Origin of the sequence: Vibrio tubiashii (assembly GCF_028551255.1) — a bacterium.
GTDB classification, from domain to species: Bacteria; Pseudomonadota; Gammaproteobacteria; order Enterobacterales; family Vibrionaceae; genus Vibrio; species Vibrio tubiashii_B.
In genome coordinates this window covers 905,642-925,302 of the sequence record NZ_CP117030.1, presented here as the reverse complement: position 1 = coordinate 925,302, position 19,661 = coordinate 905,642, and the positions used below count along the sequence as shown (strand labels likewise).

The window sequence follows — 19,661 nt, the reverse complement described above, 5'->3', positions numbered from 1 at the left end:
TTGTTGCACCTGCTAATCGTTGATGTATCAGATTTATACAGGTAAGAGATGTCTCCTTTCATCGCCTTACTCTCGTACGAATAACCTTACAGATAAGTTTATTTTGACACTGTCGGTTTTTTGTCCGAACAATGTCAGGGCATGTTAAGAGTAAGTAAGCAGCGACGGAAACTTGTGTAATTAAAATATCACGTTTGGCTATTATTCAGTCGACTTATGCGCAACACGCACTGCAAACTTGCTGGCTAGGGAGTGCAATTCTGGCAGCATCCGATAAACCAAATGCAATTGTTGCAAAACCATACGTACAGAACTGTCATCCTCTTCACGCCACTCGGCAAGGCGCTGCTCTAGCACTGGATCGTCAATGTCTGCGGTATCACAGCTATCGCAGTGCTCGTTTAATTGAGTAAACAACACATTTAAGTGCTGGTGGATCACTCTATGAGCATCAAGGATCAACTTATGAGTCTCCTCGTCAGCGATACGTGTTCTGTGTGCGCCCAAGGCAGAGATATAACTCAGAAGGGCGTGGTTTAATGTCAAGAAACGGTAGCTTTCATCAATGGCGGAAACATAACGACCGGGCTCGGCAAGCATATTACTAATTGCTGTTGTTAAGTTCGCATCTTGGTTATGAGCGTTCCGTCTTGACACTCGGTAACTCAAACTGTCTTTTTTACCCACTCGATATTGGCCAATAATCTGACCAAGGTAGTGTTGATTAGCCCCTATAGCGTCGGCCATCACTTTGTGCAGCCGTTTTGACTGCCAATCAGGGAGAATAAAGGTCACTGCCGCAACCGCGAGAATACAACCGACTAAGGTATCAGCAATACGCGGAAGAATAACATCAAAGCCTTGCCCCAACTGGTTAAAACAGAACAGTACTAATACGGTGATAAAGCCAGTCGCATAGCCATAGTTTGCCAGTCTAAATGCGAAGAAGGCGACCCCTGATACGACGACAAGCAGTAATTGGCTCTCTTGCGAGGGGAAGAGGGTTAAGAGCGGTACACCGATAACAATACCTGCGAACGTCCCCAGCACGCGCGCAATCAGTTTTTGCCTTGTGGCACTGTAGTTGGGCTGACAAACAAACAATGTTGTCAGTAGAATCCAGTAACCGCGCTCAATACCAAACAATTGGATAATGCCATAACCAAGGGTCAGTGCAATTGACATTCTCACTGCATGCCTAAACAGCATAGAGTCTTTAGTGAAGTTAGATTTTACTCGCTGCCACATCACCTTTAAGGTGTGCGCCTCTGTATCGTCTAAAACGTCTTCTTCAAGTTTGTTGGTATCTGGGTTATTGACATTACTTAGCTGCTTTTCAACGGTTGCTAAGTTGTTAAACAGGTAACCGAGCTGCGCTAGTAGTGAACGCCATTTCGGATTTTGTTGGTCTTGAAGATAAGTCAGTGAGTTTTGCAGCTCATCAAGCGCATAAACTGAGTCATCGTTATGCTGGTACTCTTTACCGAGTCTTATCGCCTCAGCAATCTCGCGGCACGATGTTGCTTGGTTTTGTAGTAAGTGTTTAAACCGAAACAGAACATCAAAACGCTCAAAATGTTCTGCAAGCTCTTGATAGCGATAGTGAGTCGAACTGATTCGCTCATGAATATCTTGAGCAAGAAAATAAGTATTCAAAAATCGGTCGCTAGCTCCATCTACATGTCCTCGCTTAGAGCGAGTTAAAAACGTTGCTTTGCAAGAGTTAAGAGCATTCACCGTCGCGGCATTGAGTCTTGCTTCTTCAATTCGATGAGGTTGCGGCTTAAGGTTTGAGACGGGATAGAACAGCTGACTCTTTGAATCGAGATAGTTGGCTAGCTGCAAAAACACGTTTGCCAAACTCTGCTGAACAGGCTGCATAGGCCACAGTGCATGCCATACCATCGAAACGAAATAGTACCAAGCTGCACCGGTAAGAAGCATAAGAGGTTGAAACCAGACATTGGTACTTTCATGTGCGCCCAACATGGTATAGATCGCAATGAGCAAAGATCCAAAAGCGATACTGGCGTATCTCGGGCCGATAGCGCCAAGCATGATGAAACCGAACGTCGAAATAAACAATCCGATTGCGAATAGCCAAGGTGTGGCAAACAACATCTCGATAGAAAGTGCAGCAATAGCAAAACAGATCAAAGTTAACGACTGGGACTTTAGTCTTCCTGTGAAACTGTCGTCACTCTCTGCAAGTGCAGCAGCGATAATCCCTAGAATTAAAGGAACGATAAGCGTATTGAGTTGTAAGTACCATGTCGGTATCACCACGCCTAAAAGGGTAACGAGAATAAGAAGGCTATAGTTAAACGTTTTGTTTGCCCAGTAGTGGCGGAGCTGACTATATAAATTCACTATCAGATAACTTTGTATTCGCAAGTGGAGCTAAATTAGCATGGCTTATATGGTAACGACCTGATCTAAATAAAGATACCAGAGAGTTTGCAGATCTTTTGAACAACAAACGGGTTGACCCTATTAAATTGATCAAATTACTGTTTAAAACAAAGACCTTAACGAGAAAATTTGCCGGAAACTTATAAAAAAGGATAGGTAATTAAGTTATGATGCTGATAAGACAGATTATAGGCTAAAAAGAATGCAGCTAACCGCTAACAAGACTGCACAGTTTTTTGTTCAACACGAATACCACCACATCGAAATTACGTCAGATTCACTCATACTCAGTTCGGAATCAAGCGAAGAGCATATCCCGTTCAATGTTTGGAGTGGGCGAGTACAAGTTAAGAATGGCCTCATTTGGGGTGGTTTGATGTTTTTTGCTCATCAGCATGACGGGCAGCAGAGAGCTTGGTTAGTGCAAGGGCTTCCTTTAAGTAAATGTCGTGAGTTTGCCAGATACGCGGTTGCTGCCTATCAACACTGGCATAAGAATCAATGTCAGCAGCTGATCAAATACTTGCCTCAGTGGGAGGAGAGCGTACAACGCTTTCAGATCCAACCTTCGTTTTTGACCCACTCGATGGTTGAAAAGTGGCAAGACCAATTAACAAATGATCTCGAACAAATGGAGATTACGCTAGACGACGCGATGCTGCGCATGCCAAGTCGAATGGCATGTATTGAACCTTGGATTACTCGCTCTGATGCTGAGTTAAGCACGCGAAACGAGCAGTGGATGGAGACAGAGCTTGAGAACTGGCAGGTACTTTTCTCTCAGATAGAATCTTCCCCCCTAAATTACTCGCAGAAGAGAGCCGTCTTACTTAATGATGATAACAACCTTGTCTTAGCTGGGGCGGGTTCTGGCAAGACAAGCGTGCTGACTGCCCGTGTTGCCTACCTACTTCAAAGTCATTTAGCCCGTTCGGAAGAGATTCTAATGCTGGCCTTTGGTCGAGATGCCGCTGAAGAAATGAATCAGCGTTTGAATGACAAAATCGGTTTGAGTGCAGAAGGCATAAAAGTTAATACATTCCATCAATTGGGCTTACAGATACTTAACCAAGTTGAGTCGCAGGGCGTGACTATTTCGCCTTTAGCACTGGATGATAATCAGCGACAAAACTGGTGTATTGACTGGCTGAAAAAGCATTGGATGACCCCAACTAACTTTAAGCGTTGGCAAAAACATCTATCTAAATGGCCTATTGCTTATTTGGCAGGGGACGATGAGTTAGGCAGTCATGTTGAAAACCCAAAACTGATTGCATGGTTGGAAAAGCAGCTAATGCAGCTTTCAGCCACAGGTGCAAGCAAAAAAGAAATTCAGCAGATGCTGGTTGAGCATCCTGAATATACGCGCTTGAACAGTGAGCTTGCCTTAGTTTGGCCTTGTTTCCAAGCTTGGCAGCAACAGCTTAAAGAGCAAGGTCATATCGACTTTAATCTGATGATTACCCGAGCGACGCAATACGTTACAAAAGGCAAGTTTAAGGCACCTTGGCGTTACATTATGGTTGACGAATATCAGGACATCTCACCACAACGTCTTGCCTTGATTGAAGCGCTTTGTCAACAAGAACAAGGCTGCGTTTTATTTGCGGTAGGTGATGATTGGCAATCAATCTACCAGTTTGCAGGCTCAGACGTGGATCTTACGACAGGGTTTGCAGAGCGATTCCCTCACTCGACCGTTCATCACTTAGATACGACTTACCGATTCAATAACCAGATTGGTGAAGTAGCTAATCGATTTGTGCAACAAAACCCTGCTCAATTAGAAAAGCAGTTGAACAGTCATAAAGAGCAAAAATCGAAAGCAGTGACACTGATGCCTATCGCCAACGTTGAAAAGGTGCTTGATCAGCTCAATCGAAACGCCAAAGCGACCCAGAGTGTACTTTTGCTAGGTCGAAATCACTACCACAAGCCTGAACTATTAGCCGATTGGCAAAAACGTTTCGGCTTGCTTAACATTCAATTTATGACTTGTCATGCCAGTAAAGGCAAAGAAGCAGACTTCGTAATTGTACTCAATGTAGATGAAGGTCAGTTTCCGGCCAGAGTGAAAGCTCTGCATATTGATGGGGCATTAACTCAAGCTGACGATCAGTTCCCATATGCTGAAGAAAGACGTCTTTTCTATGTTGCTATGACACGAGCCAAGCGAAAGGTATGGATCACTTATACAGGAAGTGGGTCAAGCTTTATAAAAGAGCTAATCAACGACGACTACCCAATCATCAACCAAAAGTAAGGGAAAGCAATGAGCGGCCAGTTTTGTATCGTTCTGACGACAACAAACAGTCAGGAAAACAGTCAGAGTATTATTAGTGCGGTGCTTGGCAAACAACTTGCAGCGTGTATCCAAACTATGCCAATTGAAAGTCATTATGTTTGGAATGGCTCTCTATGTAGTGACAAAGAAACCTTGCTGATCATGAAAACGAAAAAAGCGTGTTATGCGGAACTTGAGCAAGTTATCGTATCAGAGCATGATTACGAAGTGCCTCAGATTGTTCAAGTTCCGTTCGTTGAAGGGTTTAATCCTTATTTAGCATGGATAGAAGAAAATACTCGATGCTGAACAGTCAGTAATATCAGAGAACAGATTGCGCCAAGCGTATCCATCAACATATCTTTTTGAGCATCCCAAATATCACCTTGTGAGCCTAAGAATGCTATGCCCTCGTCACCACCGGCAAGCGCCGCATACCACCATTCGATGATCTCATATCCTGCTGCTAAGGCCATTATGGCAAACAGCGCGTAGCTTGTTGCTATGCCAAGTCCAAGCTTTTTCTTTCTAACAAGGTACTCTGCAACCGGGTAGGCATAAAGCCCTATCGAGAAGTGCGCTACGCGATCGAAGTTGTTGCGCTCAGAACCAATAAGTTGATTAAACCAGTCGAAAGGGACCTCGGCAAAAGTATACTTCGCGCCAACAGTGTGTAGGCATAGCCAAACAAACATCAATACATAAGCGGTGTTTGAAAATGTATAGCGGCGCGATGCTACCCATATGGTGACGAAAATTAATGCTGCTGGAATGATCTCCGCTAACCAAACCGCGCGTGACATTGGCTCTATAGCTGAAAATATAAAGACGCAGCTATAGGCAATAGAAAGTCCAATCAGTGTCTTTGAATAACCTCGATTCATAGAATCTCTCCTTTGGCTAGAATAGACCTATAATGACATTTAATAAAACACCGTTCAATTATTTTTATTTGGCGACTAAAATCTGCTCGTAGTCACAAAATATGTTGAAACTTAGCCTTTTTGCACACTCTCTACTCAAATGAATGTCACTCATAGCTTATCGTTTGCTTTACTAAATTGTCACAACTACAATCGTTTGCTCACATACATAACTATTAGAAAGTAAAAGTCATGAAACTGGAAACTGTCGATTATCAAGCGGAAAATGCTGCCGAACTGTTTGTTACGTCACTACGTGAAACAGGCTTCGGTGTTTTAAAGAACCACCCAATTCCAAAAGAGCTCGTTGAGTCAATTTACGAGAATTGGTACCAGTTCTTTATGTCTGAGCGTAAAAATGAATTTCATTTTAATGTTGAAACGCAAGACGGCTACTTCCCACCGAGTGTTTCTGAAGTGGCGAAGGGCCACACAGTAAAAGATATCAAAGAGTACTTCCACGTTTACCCTTGGGGACAAATGCCTGAAGAGCTTAAAGAGCAAATCATGGATTACTACAACCGTGCTAACGCATTTGCTGAAGAGCTATTAGGTTGGGTAGAGGCGCATGCGCCTGTAGAAGTACAAGAGAAGTTCTCTGTTGCATTGTCAGAAATGATCAATGGTAGCGACAAAACCTTACTACGTATTCTTCACTACCCACCAATGACAGGTGATGAAGAGCCAGGTGCTATCCGCGCCGCAGCGCACGAAGATATTAACTTACTTACTGTTCTACCAGCTGCAAACGAACCTGGCCTGCAAGTTCTAAGTAAAGAAGGCGACTGGTTAGACGTACCATGTGACTTTGGTAACCTGATCATCAATATCGGTGATATGTTGCAAGAAGCATCAGGCGGTTACTTCCCGTCGACGACGCACCGAGTGATTAACCCGACTGGTGAGCGTCAAGAACAGTCTCGTATCTCGTTGCCATTATTCTTGCACCCAAAACCTGAAGTGGTGCTTTCGGAGCGTCACACTGCAGACAGTTACCTGATGGAACGCCTGCGTGAGCTTGGTGTTATTTAATAAAACACTCAGTAAAGAAAGGGTCGCGAATGCGGCTCTTTTTTTATGGCGCAGGCGACATTTATCAAGCTAGAAACTCGACAAAGAAGGCTTTATGTCTTTTATTGAAGGGGAAGGAGATAAGAGTGTTTATGCAAGAACGACAAGAGCTCACTGCGCAATTTCAGCAATACATGGAAAACCCTTTGCTTTGGCCAATTCTTGAAGTACTTCGGAAAAAGCCGAGCGGATGGAAAGTACATACACTAGCTTCTCATCTCGGAGAACTCGGTTTTATCCCACTGCTTGACGATTCGCCAGAAAAAGATCTATTCAAGCGCAACTTTCTTATCATGAACGCTTTGTACCAGCTACAAGAAACACTCTATCCCGATAAGTGGTTACAGGTAGAGGCGATGAACATTATTTTAATGCCATCTCATCAAGTGCCTGGACATGAAGTTGATCACCACGATCCTCTTAGGGACTACTACATCCATTGGAAGAACTATGAAGCAGAAGAGGGTGAAGTAAAACGTCTTCTCAATGAGTTCTGGACTCGTTACCGTGAGTTTGTCGGAAGTACCAATGGCAAAGAGATGGACCGCGCCAAGGCGCTTAGCTTGTTTGAGTTGCCGCAAGATGCGAGCCAAACTGAGATACGCAAAACATGGCGTAAACTCGCATTAAAATGGCACCCTGATCGAGACAATGGTGATAGTGATAGATTTAGAGTTTTGTGTGAGGCTTGGCATATATTGCGTCACTAGGTAGAGAATGTATAGAAAAGGTCGTGATTAACACGACCTTTTTTAGTTTAGGAAACAATTTATAGGTAGGTTGCCGATGTTGGCGCTACTAAGCTTTCCACATCGAGCCCATCACGCATTAAGCCGTTCTCTATTAAAAACTGGGTATCATTTTTCAGAGCTTGCATGTCGTCTTGACCAAAGTGACCGGCAAGAGCAGACCAATCCGTCAGTTTTTCTGCCTGTTCATTGGATACGCCGTGTTCTGTCGCACCAATTGCGATTGCTTGCTGATAATTAGTTTTAATGTAATTCATCGCTTTGCGTTGAGCTTCAAGGAAGGCTTCAACTAACTGAGGGTTTTCAGAGGCGAACTTATCCGTTGTAGCACTGATTAAAATTGGGTTGATGTAACCATCCGCTGTGGCGAGCACACGAGCACCACCATCTTGAGCTTTAAGAATATAGCTTGAAGTAAGAAGACCAGCGTCGATGCTACCTGCCATTAAAGCATTAAATGCTTTCGGCGTTGCCATATTGATGAATTTTACGTCCGACTGAGTCATGTCATTGGCAGCAAGTTGTGCGACTAGCATCTGTTGTACTACTGTTCCTTTAACACCTGCCACTTTTTTACCGGCTAGATCTTTGATATCCCCTTCAAACTTAGGCGAGGCTACCAGAGAAAAGATTTTGCTTGGTCTTGCGACAGTACCAATCACCTTCAGGCTGTTTCCTTCTCGGTTTGCCATCAGGAAAGAGTTTGTATTCATCACAGAAGCGATGTCAACAGAGCCCGAAGCCATGGCTTTCGCTTGATGAACCCCTGAACTGATCTTGTGCCACTCAACAGTTGCACCATGTTTTGCTAACTCTTGATCTAAGATCCCTTGGTCGCGCATAACCATAAGCTGCAAGTTAAACGGGGTAGGTACGTAAGTTACATTAACAACTTTTTTGGTTTCTGCGAAAGCGATATTACATACTAATGACGCTGCTGCAGCACAAACTGCAATTAGTTTTTTCACTGAGTTCTCCTAATGGTTGAATGATTGCTGGATAATGGTTTGTGTTAGCTGTTCACGAGTTAAACTTGATTGTTTTACGTCGTATTCAAATTTAAATACGCCATTTTCAATCACCAAAATACGATCAGCGAGTGCTACTGCTTCTCGAACATCGTGAGTTATAAAGATAACGCTACATTGTGTTTTCTGATGGATACGTTTTAATTCGGTCTGCATGTTCTGACGGGTCAAAGCATCCAATGCGCTGAAGGGTTCATCCATATACAGAAGATTAGGCTTCCGGCACAAAGAACGGGCTATGGCGACGCGTTGAGCCATCCCACCGCTAAGTTGATTCGGGAAGGCGTCAATTTTGTCGAGTATGCCTGTTAACGTTAACGCGCTTTCAATAGCCTTAAGTGCCTCGTCAGAGTTTCGTAGCTGCTTGTTAAACGCTAATTGAAGGTTTTGTTTGACGGTATACCAAGGTAACAAGCGAGGCTCTTGGAATACGTAACCTGAAACCAAGTTTTCTGCAGCTTGAATTTGCCCACTACAGGCATCATGCATACCTGATAAGCATTTAATCAGCGTACTTTTACCACAACCACTTTTACCTAAGACGGCGACAAATTCTCCCGCTTCGACGCTTAGATTGACGCCTTTAAGGACATAAGATTTCCCTTGTTGCGGATCATCAAATGACTTGGATAAATTAGTGACGGATAGCATGTGCGGTAACCTTCTTAAAGATGAAATCTAAGCAAAAGCCAAGGATGCCAATAACGATGATCCCTGCCATCGCTTTATCGGTTCGCGCCAATTCTTCGGCATCTACAATGAGAAACCCCAAACCTGACGCCGCGGCAATGAGTTCTGCGCCCATCAAGGCACGCCAACTGTATCCAAACCCTAATCTAAGCCCGGTAATGATTTGTGGCAGTGCCGCAGGCAAGCGAATGTGTCTAATGATTTCACTTTGGCTAAGCTCAAGGCTTCGGCCTAGCTCTAGGTATTTCTTATCGACATTTTGTAAGCCGCCATATGCGTTGAGAAACACGGGGAAAAAAGAGGCAAACAAGATGATCATCAACTTTGGCGCTTCACCAATTCCCATCCAAACGATAAATAAAGGGCTGAACGCTAAAGCTGGGATTGCGCGCAGACATTCAAATAGAAATTCGAAGTAATCGTATAGACCTTGAAAGCGAACAAATAGCATGGCGAATGCAATCGCTAATACAGCTGTTGTACCGAACCCAATACCAACTCGATGAAGACTGGCACGTATGTGTTCGGCTAGTTCACCGCTCATCAACATATCCGTGAATGCAGTTACGACCGTAATAGGTGATGGTAAGATGTAGCTACTGATATCACCATAGGTGGTAGCTAAGTGCCATACGGTTACGATAAGGGTAGGGACAACTAGAGACTTTAACCAATAAGTCCGAGAAGATTGAGAACTTAAGTTCATTGATTAAAAATGATAACTATTCTTAGGTGCCACGCACAATAATGAAACTTAAGTTTTATGTCAAACTATAAGTGAGCGTAAATTGGGTGTTGGAGTTGTTTGGGGGAGCCGTATGAGACCAAAGATGAATCTAAGCAAAGAGGGAAACAAAGGTTAACGCGTCATATGTAAAACGGTCGTGGTCCACCATTTATCTTTGAAGAATCGGTCATTAGTGCGTTCGCAATCAATCGACATACCAACACGTTTACAAAGCCTTATCGCCGCTTTGTTGCTAGAGAGTGTCTCGGCGTAGACACGTTTTACATCGAGTTGATTAAACCCATAGTTAATCAAGGCGAGCATCGCTTCTTCAGCAACGCCTTTTCCTTGTCTGTTTCTTACCAAGCCGCAGCCGATTGAGGCTTGGTTTTGTGGTTCTAGCCGTAGCGCTGCAAGACCTAAGTAGTGTCCCGAGAACTTACACTGAATTGCAAGATGGTACTGAATTCGTGGCAACTCTAAAGCTTGTTCAATAAACATATTGGCAAGAAGGGTACTTTTCTCTAACGAGCAATCTTCTTCGCTGTAATAGCGTTGGTATTTAGGATCTTGGCACTGATCGACGTAATGTTTCACGTCTGATGGAGTGAAGTCACGAAGAATGAGATTTGAAGTGGTAATAGTGAAGTTCATAGTCGGTAGAGAAGAAAAGCGCCCAATCAATAGGCGCTTTATACATCAGATTACCGTTTTAACCTCATTTGGAAGGTCGAAACTGAGACTTACGCATGCGATTAAGGGCCGCTAGAACATCAAGTACACGCGGTTTGGCTAAGTCACCTTGATTTGGCATGGTAGTGTACCAATCGTCACTTAAATAGCGCTCAATATCCTTGGCTGGAAGCTTAGACCAACCTGGTTGCTGAGCAAACTGGAACCAAACCCAACCAAGTGCATTAAGCTCATTAGTGGTTTCTAATTGCTCCAAAGCACTTAGGTCTGTGTACTCTTTACCAAACCTCAATGAATCACGCCCTTTGGCGGCGATTCTAAATTTACCTTCGCTCAAAATTTTCTGTAGCGCTGTACAGTTAAATCCTCGTGGGCGGAATGACTCTAGGCTAGACTCACTTTCATTCTGTCTTTGCGTAGGGTGTAATTCGACGACTTGTTTGGCTTTTTCCGTCACATCAATTGCTTGGTAGTCATGCATTTGAATGACTGTGTCAGCAACATCCAAGTAGTCGCCAGAGCCGCCCATAACGACGATAGTTGAAATATCGAGTTGTTCACTAAGCTGAGCAATTCGGTCTACTAAAGGCGTGATTGGTTCATCACCTTTACTCACTAGCGCCTGCATGCGTTCATCTCGAATCATAAAGTTCGTTGCTGAAGTATCTTCATCAATCAAAATGGCCTTAGCGCCGGACTCAATGGACTCCTGTAGCCAAGCGGCTTGTGATGTAGAGCCCGAAGCGTCTTGGGTAGAAAAATCTGAAGTATCCTTACCCATTGGCAGATGGTTGATGTAATTCGATAGATTAAGCGAATGAACGCAGCGGCCATCTTCGGCTTTTATCTTCATCGCAAGCGTATTTGTTACGATACGCTCACGACCATCGCCCGGGATGTGATCGTAAATTGAGCGCTCAATGGCGTTGAGCAAAGTTGATTTGCCGTGAAAGCCACCGCCGACGATTAACGTGATTCCTTTAGGAATACCTAAACCTTTAACTTCTCCACTATTTGGGGTGGTTAAAGTTACTTCAAGTGCTTGAGGAGCAACAAACTCAACGGCCTCTTTCATCGGCGAGTCGCAGTTTCCTGAAATTCGAGGTAAGACTGAACCGTTACCGACAAACGCAAGCAGCCCTTTGCTTTCTAACTGGCTACGTAGCGCTGTCTGATCCTCAATCACTTGGCAGTGCTTGATCAGCGCTTGCTGATCGAGTTCGCGTTCTAATGTCGCTTTGCGAATAAATTTAGGCAGATGGAAGGTAAGTATGTTGTCTGCTTTCTTACCAAGAACTGAACGACCTTCAGCAGGTAAATTGATTCTAAATCGTAACTCTATTCCTTGTTCTGTGAATAGCACAGCAGTGTTATCCAACACAGTTTGGCCTGTCAGTGCAATACTGACGCTTGCTTCTTGCTTGGCAAATTGGGCGAAGCTGCGCGCAATAAAATCACGGGCTGCAATTTGATAAGAAGGGGATGTATCGCGCAGCCAAGCTAATCCTGTAACTGACCAAGGACGAATGGCACGAACACGTGAAGCAGAGGCGTATGGGTCACCCTGAACATAATCAATATGGAATGTATAGTCGCCAAAATCATACTCGCCTTTGAGTTGCTGGTAGGCGTGGTAGTTTTGCTTTTCTATTTTTTTGAGTGTAGCTGAGAGTTGATCCATATTGATCTCTATTGTGGGAACAAGAAAGACGAGGATTATAGAAATCGCTCGTCTCGGAGTAAAGCAATTGTGGATTAACTAAGAATATGAGTACTTAGGAGATAAGTTGTTCTGGTTTAACAGATGCATTTCAAACTCATCATATGGCATGGGTTTACCGTAGAGGAAGCCCTGACCGATGTCGCAACCTTCAGCTAGGATAAAGGACTCATGTTCGCTGTTTTCGATGCCTTCCACCGTGACTTTAAGGTTAAGCTTTTTGGCGATTGAAATAATAGAGCGGACAATTTCTTTGTCATCATCACTGTGAGATAACTGATGAACGAAACTCTTGTCGACCTTGATGGCATCAAATGGAAACTTCTTCAGATAGTTAAACGAGGCATAACCTGTACCAAAGTCGTCAAGTGACAATGTCACGCCAAGTTCGCTAAGAGAAATCAGAGTGTTACGCGCTACAATCTCGTCTGCTATCAAGCCGCTTTCTGTCACCTCTAGCTCTAAGTAGCGCGCAGGCAACTGGTAAGCAACTAACAAGTCTTGCACCTGATTGACAAACTGTGGGCTCTGAAGCTGAACTGCTGAGACATTAACACTGACAACAAAATCGTTGACATGGGTTGCCCATTCAGCCGCTTTTTGTATTGCAGAGCGAAGGACGAAGCTTCCGACCTCGAAAATCAATCCATTTTGTTCGGCTAGGTGGATTAGTGTTTCATTAGAAATATCACCAAGAATAGGGTGTCGCCAACGAAGTAAGGCTTCGGCACCAATCCAGCGGTGGGTCAAAGGAGATACTTTAGGTTGAAAGTAGAGCAATAGATCGTCATTACGCACGGCCTGAAGCAAGTAACTCTCTAGTTGACTGATGTTTTTTTGCGTATCTGAAATGTCTTGAGAATAGAAGCTGAACTTATGCCCAGAGTCTTTACATGACTGCATCGCTTCTGCTGCGTACTTAAGCAACGATTTTGCCGACTGGGTATCATCTGAACTCGCGACGCCAATATAACTGTGAAGATGTAGATGCTCGCCTTCGAGTATAAATTCGGTTTGGCTAACGTCAACGAGTTCGCGACACAAGGTATTGATGTCGTCTTCGTAATGATGCGTTCTGAATACAAACGCGAGGTCCGTTGATGATGGCCTTGCTGTAATGACATTTAACTGTGTGTGCTGCACTAGGCGTTGACGGAACTCCTTAAGGACATCTTCCCAAGCACCATAACCATATTTGGCTTGAATTCGTCGTCCGTTTGTAAATCCTATGTGCAAAAGACCCACTTTAAAATGGTCGTCTAGATGAGCTTCTAAGGGCAAAGTATCGAGCTGTTGCTGTGTTTCAGACTCTAAAGCTCTTCTATTTAAGAAGCCAGTACCTAAGTCGTGCAGTTGCTGATAACGTACTTTACGCTCAGCAGCTCGGCGTTTATCAATTTCTAAGTTGAGAGAATAATTGAGATCAACCAGATCTTGAGTACGAGTACTGACTCTAGATTCAAGCTCTAGATTTAGCTGCTGAAGGTAGTGGTTTTGATAAAGTGTTTTCAGTTGAGCTTCGACAGAATCTCGAAATGAAATCAGCAGTTGCTGGTAAGTATCATCGAAAGGATTTTCTCGATCATCTAGCACACAAATTGTGCCAAACATATCTCCGTTAGGCCAACGTACAGGTAAGCCGCAATAAGCTAACAATCCAAATTTCATATCTGGGTTGTTACACCATTTTTCATCCGCACTGGCGTTGGGTACAACAAGCTGTCTATTTTCATTCACGACAGTTTCACAGTACAAACCTTGGCCTAGAGTTTCACTATCACTGATATGGTAAGGGTGCGTACGGTTATTGTTGGCTGAGAACACTTCAATATGCTCTTTATGTATTCTCATAATCAATGCTGCAGGAACGTTAACTATCTCTGCGAGTAGATTGACGATTGTTTGCCAATTGTCACTCATGTCTTCAGGAATAGTAATCGTCCCTGTATTCAACTTAGACATATTTGATCCCTGTGGGCTAGTGTACCAATCCGAGCATTCCGTGCTCTCTTTAATAATAGTCGTAGAAACAGTCATTGAAACAAAGATTAAGTAATTGACGCAAACTTGAGAGTTAGCATGCATCATGGATCCGGTAAAAAAAAGCCCTAAACGATTGTTTAGGGCTCTGTCTATATGTGCGTCTCAAAAGTGAGATGGTGTTTTTAAACAATAGGTTTATTTGATGTAATTATCAATAGCAATGTCAGTTAAATAGTTAATGTTTTCGTAACCAAATCCGTTCAAATTAAGAAACTCTTGCTTAAACCCAGCGTAGTCACCAAGCTGTTTAAAATTAGATTCATTGATTTGCTCAAGAATTTCACTGACCCGTTGTTGAGTGGTTTGATTGAGTTCCCAGTCATCCATCCGGATCAAGCGTTCGCAATCCAATGGGGGCTGCTCAGCATGATAAAGCTTGGTCGCAAATAAGCGTTGCATTTGCTCGATGCAGCCCTCGTGCGTTCCTTGCTCTTTCATGACTTTGTAGAGCGCAATGATATAAGGGCTAAGTGCAGGAATAAATACGCTCGCTTTGGTCACTAGAGCTTTACATACCGTGGCATAAGCGCCACCGCCATAGTTCGCGAGTTTGAGGTTCAACGAATGGCTAGTTTGGTGCAAATCGATTTTAGCCCTGCCTAGCGTGCCGTCGAGATAAATAGGGTGAGTGCATTCAGGCCCTACGTAGGAAAAAGCAATGGTTTTACAACCTTGTGCAATTGACTCTGAATTGATTAAGGCGTTGATCCAATCTTCCCAATCCTCACCACCCATCACTTTAAGTGTTGATTCTTCTTCCTCTGTTGTTGCTGGTGGTAATGTCGTTTGATGCCATTCATCAGTTTCTAACATCAGAGTGGCTCCGGAGACAGACTCTCCAATCGGTTTTATGGCTGAACGCCACAGTTCACCATTGTCTGGGTTTGGCCTAACACCACTGGCTAGACTGTAAATAACAAGGTCAACTTCACCTTCGAAATAAGTCTCTATCGCTTCAATTACGTCGTCTTTGAGCTGTTTCGAGAAAGCATCGCCGTGAATGTTGATGGCGATTCTATTTTCTTGCTCAGCAGCCTTTTTAAAGTAGTAGTTGTTATAGAACCCAGCAGACCCTGTTCTTTGCTCGGTCGGTGATTTTTCCAATGAGACACTAATGGTGTCTGCGTTAGCTCCACCAAAAGTCAGAGCGATTCTTGCCGCTAGACCAAGACCTGAAGAGCCGCCGATAATGAGTACTCTCTTTGGTCCTTGCTTGATGGGATTAGCAGACTTTACATACGCTATTTGGTTAGATACAGATTGTTCGCAGCCGAGTGGATGGGCACTTCGTGCGACAACACCATCGATGATGGGCTCAATAATCATACAGTCTCCTTTAGCCAACGATTGGCAACTAATCCAAGCTAGCGTAAAGCTTTGTAAAGTTTATTGAGCTAAAGCAATTAGAAGTGATTTATTAACTCATCTGCAACAAAACTAGAAATCCAAGGTTGAGCTTCTGGCTTAGGATGCAAACCGTCGGACATCATCCATTCGGGTTTTATGATGACGCCTTCAAGGAAAAAAGGCAGCAGAGGGACATCAAGGTTTTGTGACACTTTCGGGTAGACAGAGGCGAATGCTTCAGTGTAGCGTTTTCCATAATTTGGCAGAATGTGAATTTGCATAAGTAGTGGCGTTGCATCTGAATCTCTAATCATAGCAATCATTTTAGACAGATTCTTTTGTACGATATCAGTTGGAAAGCCGCGTAATCCATCGTTAGCGCCTAGCTCAATCAGGACATATTCTGGGTTATGTTGTTGGAGCAATTGAGGAAGTCGTGCCAGACCATTGCCTGTCGTATCACCAGAGATGCTGGCGTTGATGACCGAGACTTGTTGACCGCTTTTAGCAAGATCATCCGTAAGAAGAGAAGGCCAAGCCTGTTCGATAGGCATTTGATAACCAGCGCTTAAGCTGTCACCTAAAATCATAAGGGTTTTGCTGTAAGCAGGACTTACAGACAAAAGTAGAAGAACAAGGGAAAGTAGTCGAAACATGCAAACATCCGTAATCAAAGCACAATCATTGTCTAAAGTAGTCTCTACCAAACAAGAGCAATTAACAATCCTTGATGATGTAAATCTAGACATCAAAGAAGGGGAGAGTGTGGCTATCGTCGGAACATCTGGCGCGGGGAAATCGACATTGATGACTCTACTCGCGGGATTAGATACACCGACACAAGGGGAAGTTGATCTGTTAGGTAAACCACTTCACAGTATGACTGATGAAGAGCGTGCGGCTATCCGTAGTGAGTCTGTTGGTTTTGTTTTTCAAAGCTTTCTTCTGATCCCAAGTCTGTCTGCATTAGACAATGTCACCTTACCTTGTCTATTAAAAGGTGAGCCTGAAGACAAGACGCGAGCCATTAGTTTGTTAGAGTCTGTTGGGCTTGGTGGCCGTATCCACCATTCTCCTTCCCAACTTTCGGGTGGTGAGCAGCAACGTGTCGCTTTAGCTCGTGCATTTATGATTCAACCAAAAATTCTCTTTGCAGACGAGCCGACGGGTAATTTAGATCAACAAACCGCATCAACCGTGGTGGAACTGCTGTTTTCTCTGAATAAAGAACATGGCACGACACTCGTTTTGGTTACGCATGACTCAAAATTGGCTGAGCGCTGTGACCGAACCTTTAAAATGAAAGCGGGTAAGTTGGAGGATTAATCATGTCTAATTCAGCTTCGGCTTCTTTGAACAGGCGGCTGGTAAAATGGAGTACAAGTGAGATTAGGCAAGGGCAACTTTGGCCTGTCACTATCGCTTTAATCCTTATCATTGCCTGTATTTTTGCGTTAACAGCCCTTGCAGAACGTATGGAACAGGTGGTTGTTAAGCAAGGTAAACAGGCGTTAACCGCAGATACGGTGTTCATATCATCGAACCCTATTAGTGAATCATTTGAGACGCTAGCTGCGGAAAACGAGTTGACTACATCGACTCAAACCCGATTTGGAACCATGGCGTTTAGTGATAACGGCATGAAACTCATCACGGTTAAAGCGGTCGATAGTCTTTATCCGCTGCAAGGTGAGATGGTACTGTCCGATGACAAGCAGAACTACAGCCACGTTAAACAAGGCGAGCTTTGGCTTGATGAACGTCTATTCTCGCAGCTCGATGTCTCTGTTGGTGACGCGGTCACGCTAGGTGATGCCGATTTCATTGTAACCGGACGTATAATTGAAGAGCCGGGACTGAGTTTCAATCCGTTTCAACAAATGCCTTCCGCTTTTATTCACAGTGATGATATTGACCGAACTGGAGCTGTTCAGTTAGGTAGTCGCGTTCGTTACAGTAAGTTCATCAATGGCGATGAAGGGAATATTGAACGCTTAAAGTCAAATATCGAGTTAACGCCAAGTGATCGCTGGCGAGATCAAAATAGCGCAAGTCGGACTAACGAGGTCTTCCAACGTACCGAGCAATATCTTTCACTGACGGTAGCCATTGTGGTGATCATGGCAGCAACGACCTTAGTGTTAACTTGCCAACACTATGTCACGACCCGACGCAAGACGATCGCAATGCTCAAGAGCTTAGGTGCGAGTAAAAAATGGATTGTGCGTTGGTTGCTGACTCAAGTTTCAATTCTACTTGTCGCCGCAGTCGTACTGGGTGTTTCGTTGGGCGTAGTACTTGAATACCTACTGCGCATCCCATTGGTCGAATTATTGCCCAATCCATTACCTAGCTATGGCTTAAAACCCATCGTTATTTCTGTCATGACCAGTATTCTTATTGCAGTTCCAGCACTTGGAATTCCACTGGTCGGGCTAACCAATGTGAGTGCTGTAAATGTGATGCAGCCACAAGCCGAAACTAATGGCTCAAAGAGCAGATACTGGCTGATTTTAGTACCCATAATTCCGATGCTGTTAGCCTATTATGACAACCTACTCGTATGGATCGTTCTAGGCGGTATTGTCTCGTTGTTCGCAATACTGGCGTTTGTGAGTGTATTGGCAACTCGCGCTCTAGGTAAAGTTCCGTTTAGCGCTGCGCTCAAACTGGCGTTAAGTAGGATCAACCGCTCAACAATCGCGACAGGCATTCAGTTTGGAGCATTAGCGCTCTCTTTAATGTTGCTGTCTACTATGTGGCTCGTTAGAACAGACTTACTGACAGATTGGCAACGTACGCTACCGAAAGATGCTCCCAATGCCTTTGCTTTGAATATCGCCCCTTATGAGAAAGATGCCTATCTAAAGGTTCTTGATGATGCGGGTATTTTACGCTCAGAAGACTACCCAATTATTCGCGGTCGTGTTGCGAACATCAACGGGGTCGATGCGAAAAGTAAAGCCAAGGGTGAAGAGGGCAGCGATGCGTTAAGACGTGAAATTAACTTTACGTTTGCAACGGGTATTCCAGAACATAATGAAGTGTTGTCAGGAGAGTGGACGCCAACCAATGGTGTCTCGGTGGAAGCCGATGTAGCAAACGATTTAGGCTTAAAAATTGGTGATGAACTTGAATTTGTTATCAATAGTATTGAAGTTAAAGCAAAGGTTAACTCTATTAGGCATGTAGAGTGGCGCGATATGAAGCCAAACTTTTACTTCATCTTTACGCCTGATGTCTTAGAGAACATCCCAGCAACCTATTTAGTGAGCTTTAAAGTTGAAGATGAGCATGACGCGCTGTTAAATCAGTTGTCACGCCAGCACCCAACTGTGAGCTTGATGGATATAAGAGTGATGGGAGCGAAGATTCAAGAACTGTTAGGGCAGATAGTCTGGTCAATTACTCTGTTAGCTGGGATAGGCGTTCTATCCGGGTTGCTGTTGATATTCACGTTGCTTCGTCTGAGTTTGGGTCAACGCCAAGAAGAAATTCAACTCTATCGGACGCTAGGAGCCAGCAAAAAGAGGGTTGAGCAAACCATCTGGGCCGAATATGGATTAATGGCACTGGTCGCAGGCGTGATAGCGATTATCGGCTCAGAAATCGTTGTTGGCGCTATTATGGTGTTCGGGTTTGAACTGCAACCACAGATGCATTGGATGCTATGGATACTGCTACCTATTGGTACTTTTTTCACACTTGCTCTAGTTGTGAACAGTTTGATTAAACGCCTCTTAACCCCTATCAATAAAGCGTTTAGCTGATAATACACAGGTCAAGTTATTCAGTTATCCACAAAAACAGTGGATAAAGTTTGGGATAACTTGGCCTGTAGATAACTTTAATTTTCTCGCAGCCCCGATTATGCGTAGCTCGGCAAAGATTTGTTATTCACAAAAGTGATTATTTGTTCCTTCTGCATTTTTGAGTCAAGCAGTTTTTTTCATTTTTTTTTCGAAAAAACGTCA

Annotated in this window: 16 protein-coding genes; 6 read left to right on the top strand and 10 right to left on the bottom strand. The window is 43.8% G+C overall.

Annotated elements, in window-relative coordinates:
- Positions 1-201: 201 nt before the first annotated feature.
- Positions 202-2,370 carry a YccS family putative transporter gene (gene yccS, locus LYZ37_RS19580; protein ID WP_272787245.1) on the bottom strand — a complete coding sequence of 723 codons (2,169 nt, stop codon included), beginning with the start codon at positions 2,368-2,370 and terminating at the stop codon, positions 202-204.
- Between the two features lie 244 nt (positions 2,371-2,614).
- Here yccS and helD point away from each other — a divergent pair, with 244 nt between their 5' ends.
- Both helD and cutA read left to right on the top strand, forming a co-directional pair.
- Complete coding sequence (gene helD / locus LYZ37_RS19575) at positions 2,615-4,675, top strand: DNA helicase IV (protein WP_272787244.1); 2,061 nt, start codon at positions 2,615-2,617, stop codon at positions 4,673-4,675.
- 9 nt (positions 4,676-4,684) lie between these two features.
- Complete coding sequence (gene cutA, locus LYZ37_RS19570) at positions 4,685-5,005, top strand: divalent-cation tolerance protein CutA (protein WP_272787243.1); 321 nt, start codon at positions 4,685-4,687, stop codon at positions 5,003-5,005.
- Here the strand turns inward: cutA and LYZ37_RS19565 are convergent.
- Positions 4,969-5,580 (bottom strand): DUF2238 domain-containing protein, encoded by a 612-nt coding sequence (locus LYZ37_RS19565; RefSeq protein ID WP_272787242.1) that lies wholly within the window; start codon positions 5,578-5,580, stop codon positions 4,969-4,971. The genes cutA and LYZ37_RS19565 overlap by 37 nt on opposite strands.
- A 231-nt stretch (positions 5,581-5,811) precedes the next feature.
- Here LYZ37_RS19565 and LYZ37_RS19560 point away from each other — a divergent pair, with 231 nt between their 5' ends.
- Positions 5,812-6,651, top strand: coding sequence for an isopenicillin N synthase family dioxygenase (locus LYZ37_RS19560; RefSeq protein ID WP_272787241.1), 840 nt, complete (start codon positions 5,812-5,814; stop codon positions 6,649-6,651).
- A 131-nt stretch (positions 6,652-6,782) separates the two neighbouring features.
- A complete protein-coding gene (locus tag LYZ37_RS19555) occupies positions 6,783-7,400 on the top strand; it encodes a DNA-J related domain-containing protein (protein WP_272787240.1) in 618 nt (205 codons plus the stop codon).
- A gap of 59 nt (positions 7,401-7,459) precedes the next feature.
- Here the strand turns inward: LYZ37_RS19555 and LYZ37_RS19550 are convergent, their stop codons facing one another.
- The 8 genes from LYZ37_RS19550 to tesA form a co-directional block, all read right to left on the bottom strand.
- Entirely contained in the window at positions 7,460-8,407 is a 948-nt protein-coding gene (locus tag LYZ37_RS19550; RefSeq protein WP_272787239.1) for an ABC transporter substrate-binding protein, read from the bottom strand.
- Between the two features lie 9 nt (positions 8,408-8,416).
- Positions 8,417-9,118 carry an ABC transporter ATP-binding protein gene (locus LYZ37_RS19545; RefSeq protein ID WP_272787238.1) on the bottom strand — a complete coding sequence of 234 codons (702 nt, stop codon included), beginning with the start codon at positions 9,116-9,118 and terminating at the stop codon, positions 8,417-8,419.
- Entirely contained in the window at positions 9,102-9,863 is a 762-nt protein-coding gene (locus LYZ37_RS19540) for an ABC transporter permease (RefSeq protein ID WP_272787237.1), read from the bottom strand. Before LYZ37_RS19540 ends, LYZ37_RS19545 begins: the two co-directional genes overlap by 17 nt.
- 153 nt (positions 9,864-10,016) lie before the next feature.
- On the bottom strand, positions 10,017-10,568 hold the full coding sequence (locus tag LYZ37_RS19535) for a GNAT family N-acetyltransferase (RefSeq protein ID WP_272787236.1): 552 nt from the start codon (positions 10,566-10,568) through the stop codon (positions 10,017-10,019).
- Positions 10,569-10,602: 34 nt separating this feature from the next.
- Entirely contained in the window at positions 10,603-12,258 is a 1,656-nt protein-coding gene (locus LYZ37_RS19530) for an ABC-ATPase domain-containing protein (protein ID WP_272787235.1), read from the bottom strand.
- Between the two features lie 78 nt (positions 12,259-12,336).
- Complete coding sequence (locus tag LYZ37_RS19525; protein WP_272787234.1) at positions 12,337-14,259, bottom strand: bifunctional diguanylate cyclase/phosphodiesterase; 1,923 nt, start codon at positions 14,257-14,259, stop codon at positions 12,337-12,339.
- A gap of 216 nt (positions 14,260-14,475) precedes the next feature.
- On the bottom strand, positions 14,476-15,666 hold the full coding sequence (gene fabV / locus LYZ37_RS19520; protein WP_272787233.1) for an enoyl-ACP reductase FabV: 1,191 nt from the start codon (positions 15,664-15,666) through the stop codon (positions 14,476-14,478).
- A 77-nt stretch (positions 15,667-15,743) separates the two neighbouring features.
- Complete coding sequence (tesA, locus tag LYZ37_RS19515) at positions 15,744-16,343, bottom strand: multifunctional acyl-CoA thioesterase I/protease I/lysophospholipase L1 (protein ID WP_272787232.1); 600 nt, start codon at positions 16,341-16,343, stop codon at positions 15,744-15,746.
- On the opposite strand from tesA, the gene LYZ37_RS19510 reads away from it, so the two are divergent.
- Together LYZ37_RS19510 and LYZ37_RS19505 are read left to right on the top strand one after the other, a co-directional pair.
- Positions 16,342-17,013: an ABC transporter ATP-binding protein gene (locus LYZ37_RS19510; RefSeq protein ID WP_272787231.1), complete on the top strand. Its 672-nt coding sequence runs from the start codon at positions 16,342-16,344 to the stop codon at positions 17,011-17,013. The two genes, tesA and LYZ37_RS19510, sit on opposite strands and share 2 nt — an antisense overlap.
- 2 nt (positions 17,014-17,015) lie before the next feature.
- Positions 17,016-19,457 carry an ABC transporter permease gene (locus LYZ37_RS19505; RefSeq protein WP_272787230.1) on the top strand — a complete coding sequence of 814 codons (2,442 nt, stop codon included), beginning with the start codon at positions 17,016-17,018 and terminating at the stop codon, positions 19,455-19,457.
- Positions 19,458-19,661 lie beyond the last annotated feature (204 nt).

Coding starts and splice junctions, on each gene's coding strand:
- helD (WP_272787244.1), top strand. CDS start 2,615: ATGCAGCTAACCGCTAACAAGACTGCACAGTTTTTTGTTCAACACGAA.
- cutA (WP_272787243.1), top strand. CDS start 4,685: ATGAGCGGCCAGTTTTGTATCGTTCTGACGACAACAAACAGTCAGGAA.
- LYZ37_RS19565 (WP_272787242.1), bottom strand. CDS start 5,580: ATGAATCGAGGTTATTCAAAGACACTGATTGGACTTTCTATTGCCTAT.
- LYZ37_RS19560 (WP_272787241.1), top strand. CDS start 5,812: ATGAAACTGGAAACTGTCGATTATCAAGCGGAAAATGCTGCCGAACTG.
- LYZ37_RS19555 (WP_272787240.1), top strand. CDS start 6,783: ATGCAAGAACGACAAGAGCTCACTGCGCAATTTCAGCAATACATGGAA.
- LYZ37_RS19545 (WP_272787238.1), bottom strand. CDS start 9,118: ATGCTATCCGTCACTAATTTATCCAAGTCATTTGATGATCCGCAACAA.
- LYZ37_RS19540 (WP_272787237.1), bottom strand. CDS start 9,863: ATGAACTTAAGTTCTCAATCTTCTCGGACTTATTGGTTAAAGTCTCTA.
- LYZ37_RS19530 (WP_272787235.1), bottom strand. CDS start 12,258: ATGGATCAACTCTCAGCTACACTCAAAAAAATAGAAAAGCAAAACTAC.
- LYZ37_RS19525 (WP_272787234.1), bottom strand. CDS start 14,259: ATGTCTAAGTTGAATACAGGGACGATTACTATTCCTGAAGACATGAGT.
- fabV (WP_272787233.1), bottom strand. CDS start 15,666: ATGATTATTGAGCCCATCATCGATGGTGTTGTCGCACGAAGTGCCCAT.
- LYZ37_RS19510 (WP_272787231.1), top strand. CDS start 16,342: ATGCAAACATCCGTAATCAAAGCACAATCATTGTCTAAAGTAGTCTCT.
- tesA (WP_272787232.1), bottom strand. CDS start 16,343: ATGTTTCGACTACTTTCCCTTGTTCTTCTACTTTTGTCTGTAAGTCCT.
- LYZ37_RS19505 (WP_272787230.1), top strand. CDS start 17,016: ATGTCTAATTCAGCTTCGGCTTCTTTGAACAGGCGGCTGGTAAAATGG.